Source organism: Succinimonas sp., from assembly GCF_045225735.1.
Classification (GTDB): Bacteria; Pseudomonadota; Gammaproteobacteria; order Enterobacterales; family Succinivibrionaceae; genus Succinimonas.
In genome coordinates this window covers 1-6,772 of the sequence record NZ_JBGVBR010000034.1, presented here as the reverse complement: position 1 = coordinate 6,772, position 6,772 = coordinate 1, and the positions used below count along the sequence as shown (strand labels likewise).

The window sequence follows — 6,772 nt, the reverse complement described above, 5'->3', positions numbered from 1 at the left end:
TCTGCATCAAATATGAATGCTGAGAGAACAGTCTTGGAAAATTGCCGCCGGGACTCCCATAAGCGCCTGCAGGGCACGAGTCCGCCTTCTTCCCGTTTCTCTCCATCCCCATTGTAATCCCCGTTGGCTTCTGCTGCGGGGATGCTGCTTTTTTCCGGGGACGATGAAAGGAACGTTTTTTCAAAGTTAATGCACTTTAGTGCAAAAACTATCATTTATCGAGAGTTAATGCACTTTAGTACAAAAACTATCATTCATCGAGAGTTAATGCACTTTAGTGCAAAAAACTATCATTCATCGAGAGTTAATGCACTTTAGTGCAAAAAACTATCGTTTATCAATAGTTTATGCTATTCTTCGAGTGTCGGGATGATTGCAGGGATGACATTAGAATGATTAATTCGAAGGAATTAAAAAAACGGGATTTATATCTGAACAGACTTATAGCTTTTCAGGACACAGAACCGGTCAAGGTGGTAACTGGAATCCGGAGATGCGGCAAGTCCAGTCTGCTCAAAATAATGATTAACCATTTGATGCAGCATGAAATCCTTCCAGAACAGATCCTTGAAATGAACTTTGAATCATTTGCTTTCAGGAACATGACCGCAGCGGATTTTTATGCCTATGTAAAAGACCGTATTCTGCCAGAGAGACGCATGTACCTTTTCTTTGATGAGGTACAGTTGATTCCCGCATGGGAAAATGCCGTTAACGCCTTCAGGGTAGAGTTCAACTGCGATATATACGTGACTGGATCCAATTCATACATGCTGTCTTCCGAGTATGCCACGTATCTGGCCGGCAGGTATGTGGAAATAAAAATGTTGCCGCTGTCATTTACGGAATTTCTTGATTTTCAGGACTTTGAGATCCAGGAGACTGAAATTCCTCTGGGAGGTATCCGCAAACTGATATTTGACCGGAATGGCAGGCAGTACCAGAGCCGGGAGCTCTTTGATGTCTATATGCGGTACGGCGGCATGCCCGGAATCTGCGACAGCGAACTCAGTCAGGAAAAGGCCCTGATTATTTTGGAGGGGATATACTCGACAGTGGTCATACGGGATATCCTTGAAAGAGAAAAACGCCAGGGACAGAAGAAGATCACGGATCCGGCACTCCTCCGGAAAATCATCACGTACCTTGCTGACAGTATCGGCAGCAGTATATCCGCAACTTCCATTGGAAATACACTGATAAGTTCAGGGCTGTTTAAAGACACTGGGAGCAAAGGATCTCCCAACGCTCGTGTCCCCAGTGCTCATACCACGCAATCCTACGTCAGAGCACTTTTGGACGCGTACCTCTTCTATGAGATTAAAAGATTTGATCTGAAGGGAAAGGAATACCTGCGCTCATTGGGAAAATACTACATTGCCGATTTGGGGCTCAGAAACTGTCTTGTAGGATTCAGAGATCGGGATCGGGGCCATGCTCTGGAAAATGTCGTTTATTTCGAGCTCCTCCGCCGGGGCTATGATGTTGCTGTCGGCAAGGCTGACAATGCTGAAATCGATTTTGTTGCCGTGAGAGACGGAGACAGAATTTATGTTCAGGTGACGGAATCCATGCTGGGAGAGGATGTCCGCCGGCGGGAACTGGCCCCGCTTCAGGGGATCCGCGATAACTATGCCAAGATTGTCCTGTCTCTGGATCCCGGCCTTTACAGTGATTACGGCGGCATCAAATCGCTCAGTCTTATTGACTGGCTGCTCGGTGCTGTCTCACCCGCATGATCTGAATGAGGCTGGCGACGCACGAACCGGAACCTCAGGGAAAACCTCCCGCCTCTTATAAAACAGTTCCTGAAGTTCAGCCAGGCTTTATTCCGGAGTTGCTTTTTATGCCTCCCTTTCTCCGATATAGAAAGCCTCCGTTTCTGTTATAGGCGCCTGTTTTCCGGATGTTTTCTGAAAACATCCCTGCTTCCTTGTCCCCGGGGGGATTTTTGTCACAAAAGGAGGGGATTTCGCAATCTTTCTTTGACCTCCGGCCCCGGGGCGGGTAATTTTCAGGAAGGAGTCGCCGGCTTGGGGAGGAGGATGTCATGGCCATGGATTATCATTGCGCGCTTACGGAAAACGGTTCCTTTTCCGGAAATGATTACATTGTCCCCGATGCTCTGACCACGGAGTACCGGCTCTGCTTTCACGCGGCGGAGGAATGCCGCCCCGGCCTGGTCAGGATCCTGGAGATGACGCTGCCTGAGGACGCTCTTATTTATTGCGAGGGCTATCAGATGCTGTCCCTGACGGCCGGCTCCTTCGGGCATCCCCGGCATATCGGACGCATTGACGAAACCCGGGACTACCGGCTGTACCACGGCCTTGAGGGAGTGCTGGGCTCCAATTTCTTCATGTTTTATGCCGATGAGAGATGGCATCTTATGGGCGCCACCTCCTGCGGCGAGACCGATATTTTTTTCCGGAAGAACGGCAATGACCTGGAGGTTTACTGGGATCTGGGGGATATCACCCTTAAGGCCGGCTCGGATTATGAAGCGGAATATGTCTGCTTTCTCACCGGGGAAAAGCAGGATGAAATTCTGGACGAGTACGCCCGGAGAATCTCCATCCGCATGCCGCCGGTGTACGGAGCCCGCGCCTCCGGCTGGTGCTCCTGGTATGCCTATTACGCCGGCATCACCGAGGATCTCATAAAAGAGAATCTTAACATCATGGCCGAGGACTGGCCGGATCTGGAGTTTCTTCTTATCGATGACGGCTATCAGCCCTTCATGGGGGACTGGCTGGATCGTTCTCCCCGCTTCCGTTCCGGGGTAAAGCGGATCTGCGAGGACATTCTGGCGCAGGGCAAGTGTCCGGCTCTCTGGCTGGCCCCGTTTATCGCCAGTCCGGGATCCCGGATTTTCCGGGAGCACCGGGACTGGTTTATTGCAGATGAATCAGGAGAACCCCTCAAGGCCGAAAGCATTACCTACGGCGGCTGGCGGGACACCCCCTGGTATCTCCTGGACACCTCCCTTTACGAGGTGCGGGAGCATCTTTCCCGGATGTTTCGCATCCTCCGCCGGGATTACGGCGTTTCCTGCTTCAAGCTGGATGCCTGCTTCTTCGGCGCGGTGCCGGGCACGGTCTCCCGGCAGCCCGGAGTAACCTGGATTTCCCGTTACCGTCTGGGACTCACGGCGATCAGAAAGGGCGCCGGAGCCGATGCCTGTCTTATCGGCTGCAACGCTCCCCTGTGGCCGTCTCTGGGGCTTCTTAATGTCATGCGTCTCGGCGATGATGCCGAACGCAGTCAGGAAAGGGCTGATCTTAATTCTGAAATGCTCCGTTACCGCTACTGGATGGCTGACGCTCTCTGGACCATGGATCCGGACTGCATTCTCACCGCAGAAGTCGGAGACCGGGAGCCCCCGGAGGCGGCGGTGCGGGTGATGACGGCTCAGGCCTTCGCCCTGGGAGGTCTGCTTTTGCTGGGAGATCCCCTGAGCAAGGCCAATCTTCCCGGCGGCGTCAGATTCCTCCGGAGCCTCCTCAAGCAGAATCCGGAACGGCGGAGATCGGATCCCCTGAATCAGGCCCTTACCGTGTTCCGGAATGCCCGGGGCATTATCACCGTATTCGGAGGCGGGAGCGGCGAACCCCTGGCGCTTTATCAGGGGATGTACCGCATCTTTGCCGGAAGAGAAGTCAGCGAGGAGGATCGGGTGCCTTCCGGGGATGCGGAAATTCTGATTCCCCCGGAGCTCAGTCGGAGTTTTCGGGAGAGCGGGGACACGGCAGGAAGAGTCGGCCGGGCGTCATAGAGAGATCTGACCGGGGGCGAACAGGGGGAATTTTGCCATCTTGCTAACAGATCCGTTTTCCGCTAAAATCTGCGCTGTTTTTTTCAGATTTCGCGCCGGCGGATTTCTGCCGGAATGGACAAAATAGCATGCAGTGGATTGATATTGTAATTCTGGCCATCCTGGTTATCAGCGCCATGGTCAGCGCCTTCAGGGGCTTTATCAAGGAAATCCTTTCTCTGGTGGCCTGGATTGTGGCTTTTTTCGTGGCCAGCAATTTCTACGAGCCCATGGCGAAGCTTTTCACCTTCACCGATGACACCAGGATTCAGATTGCTCTGGCTCTGGTGTCGCTGTTCTTCGGCTCCCTTATGGTTATCGGTCTCATCAACTATCTGGTAACCACCATTCTTAAGAAGACGGGGCTTTCGGGCACCGACAGAATGCTGGGCATGGTGTTCGGTCTGGCCCGGGGCGCCATTATCGTGCTGGCCGCGGCCATGTGCTTCCAGCTGATACTGAAGTACGGCTTTTTTGCCACGCTGCCCAGTCAGCCCTGGTACGCCAATGCCAAGATCCTTCCCGAGGTGAACAAGCTGGCCGTAAGCGCTCTGCAGTACTTCGGTCTCATGTAGGAAGGGCAGCCTGACAGAGCAGAGGCTTAAAAGACGGGCCCGTCCGACAGAGTAAGGGCTCACAAAATACAGACTCATAAAACAATGAATGCAGGATCCCCGGGGTGCTGCATTTTTTGTTTTCCTCGGGGCGGACGAGGATCCGTCTTGTTATTTTTTGTGATTTATATCACGCGTTACAATGGCGGCTTTTCAGGGGGAAATAGAGGGGTTTGGCGGATGAAAAAATTATGAAATCATTCCCTCAAAACCGTTATAATACCGGAAATCAGTCACCTGCGGTTACGGTTTTAAGCCTGATTCCCCGGCCGGGGAAGGGGACCGTTTCCTGTTTTCTACCTACAAAAAGGATATCAGCATGTGCGGTATTGTCGGCATTGTTGCCACTTCACCAGTTAATCAGTCCCTTTATGATGCTCTTACTGTTTTGCAGCACAGAGGTCAGGATGCAGCCGGAATCGTTACCGTTGATGACGGCAATTTCAAGCAGCGCAAGGCCAACGGTCTTGTGAAGGATGTGTTTGAAACCAAGCACATGTATCGTCTCAGAGGAAACATCGGCATCGGCCATGTGCGCTATCCCACCGCCGGCTCTTCCTCTGCCGCCGAGGCGCAGCCCTTTTACGTGAACAGCCCCTTCGGCATCACCCTGGCTCACAACGGCAATCTCACTAATGTGCGGGAGCTCCGGGAAAAGCTCAGCGAATTCCGCCGGCATACCAATACCACCTCTGATTCCGAGGTGCTCCTGAATATCTTCGCTCATGAGATTGACAAGTCGAGCTCCGGCGTGACCCTGACCCCGGATGAGATTTTTGCCGCCGTAAAGAAGGTAAATGGCATGGTACGGGGCGCCTATGCCGTGGTAGCTCTGATTATCGGGGCCGGCATTGTGGCCTTCCGGGATCCCCACGGCATCCGTCCCATGGTTTTGGGCCGGAGATCCGGAGAGGACGGCAAAACCGAGTACATGGTGGCCTCCGAGAGCGTGGCCCTGGATGTCAGCGGCTTTGAGCTTATGAGAGACGTGGCTCCGGGGGAATGCGTCTTTATCAGCGAAACCGGCGAGCTTCATACCAGAGTCTGCGCCGACAATCCCTGCCTGAATCCCTGCATCTTCGAATATGTTTATTTTGCCCGGCCGGATTCCATCATGAACGGGGTTTCCGTTTATGCCGCCAGAGTGCACATGGGCACCATGCTTACCGATAAGATCAAAAGAGAATACAAGGATCTTAAAATCGACGTGGTGATCCCGGTGCCGGAGACCAGCTGCGACATTGCCGTGGAGATCGCCCGGAATCTGGGCATTCCCTACCGGCAGGGCTTTGTGAAGAACCGCTATATCGGCAGAACCTTTATCATGCCCGGTCAGAAGCAGAGAAAGAAGGGCGTCCGCAACAAGCTGAACCCCATCCCGGCCGAATTCAAAGACAAGAGAGTGCTTCTGGTGGACGACTCCATCGTCCGGGGCACCACCTCTGCCCAGATTGTGGAAATGGCCCGGGAGGCCGGCGCCGCCGAGGTGTATTTTGCATCAGCGGCTCCGGAAATCCGCTATCCCAATGTGTACGGCATTGACATGCCCTCCGACAAGGAGCTTATCGCCTGCGGCCGCAGCAACGACGAGATCTGCCGTCTTATCGGCGCCGATGCTCTTATCTACCAGTCTCTGGAGGATCTGAAGAAGGCCGTCATGCTGGAGAACCCGGCTCTGGAACGCTTTGAGACCTCCGTGTTTGACGGGGACTATATTACCGGCGACATTGACGAAGCCTATCTCAGCTATCTGGATTCCGTCAGAAACGATGATGCCAAGGCTAACAAGGCCTGGACCGATTCCACGGAAAATCTGGAGATTTATAACGAGCCCTGATCCCCTGAAAGCAGCCTGAAAAGCGGCGGCAAACAGCGGTGAAACAGCACCGGGACTTCCCGAAAAGGAGGCCCCGGTTTTTTTATCAGGAGATCTTACAAGCTCTTTTAGGCTTCGGAAAATCCTGAGAGGAGTTTTCAGCAGGTATTTCGCAAGTACGGCATGCCAAAATCCCTCTCTTGAGAATCCGGCGGTCCGGAGAGACCGCAATTACCCCGTCCCTTCGCTTATCCCCGATAACGGAGCCCTTCTCCGCCTTTGTTTTAGTGACAAAGCAATGATTTTTTATGTGCCGGCTTTGACATAGATAAGAAGACTTTGTTTACTGAATATATTTAAATTACTTTTTTTTGCGGTGCCCTCTGTATCCGGGCTGCCGCAAAAGCCTGAGTCATGTCAGGACATCAAAAGGACAAGCATTATGGTTAAGCCGGTTAACATCGGGGGTGAAACGTTTCATGAGCTTATTGAGAGCAACAGCTACTATGCGGATAAAACAGCGTTAAT

5 protein-coding genes are annotated in these 6,772 nt (G+C 52.8%); 4 read left to right on the top strand and 1 reads right to left on the bottom strand.

Translation table 11 applies throughout. The features are described from left to right. Positions 1 to 215, bottom strand: a 215-nt coding sequence (locus ACJROR_RS01250; RefSeq protein WP_406545515.1) for a hypothetical protein, incomplete at its 3' end; no start/stop codon positions are given. Positions 216 to 392: 177 nt separating this feature from the next. Here ACJROR_RS01250 and ACJROR_RS01245 point away from each other — a divergent pair. From ACJROR_RS01245 to purF, 4 genes are all read left to right on the top strand, one after another. Then, entirely contained in the window at positions 393 to 1,739 is a 1,347-nt protein-coding gene (locus ACJROR_RS01245; protein ID WP_406545514.1) for an ATP-binding protein, read from the top strand. Between the two features lie 311 nt (positions 1,740 to 2,050). Beyond that, positions 2,051 to 3,775 (top strand): Sip1-related alpha-galactosidase, encoded by a 1,725-nt coding sequence (locus ACJROR_RS01240; RefSeq protein WP_406545513.1) that lies wholly within the window; start codon positions 2,051 to 2,053, stop codon positions 3,773 to 3,775. A 128-nt stretch (positions 3,776 to 3,903) separates the two neighbouring features. Further along, positions 3,904 to 4,389 (top strand): CvpA family protein, encoded by a 486-nt coding sequence (locus ACJROR_RS01235; protein ID WP_406038493.1) that lies wholly within the window; start codon positions 3,904 to 3,906, stop codon positions 4,387 to 4,389. A gap of 358 nt (positions 4,390 to 4,747) precedes the next feature. Then, positions 4,748 to 6,265, top strand: coding sequence for an amidophosphoribosyltransferase (purF, locus tag ACJROR_RS01230; protein ID WP_406038495.1), 1,518 nt, complete (start codon positions 4,748 to 4,750; stop codon positions 6,263 to 6,265). Positions 6,266 to 6,772: the final 507 nt, after the last annotated feature.

Bases quoted from the DNA above. Each gene is read 5' to 3' on its own strand.
- ACJROR_RS01245 (WP_406545514.1), top strand. From the start codon at position 393: ATGATTAATTCGAAGGAATTAAAAAAACGGGATTTATATCTGAACAGA.
- ACJROR_RS01240 (WP_406545513.1), top strand. From the start codon at position 2,051: ATGGCCATGGATTATCATTGCGCGCTTACGGAAAACGGTTCCTTTTCC.
- ACJROR_RS01235 (WP_406038493.1), top strand. From the start codon at position 3,904: ATGCAGTGGATTGATATTGTAATTCTGGCCATCCTGGTTATCAGCGCC.
- purF (WP_406038495.1), top strand. From the start codon at position 4,748: ATGTGCGGTATTGTCGGCATTGTTGCCACTTCACCAGTTAATCAGTCC.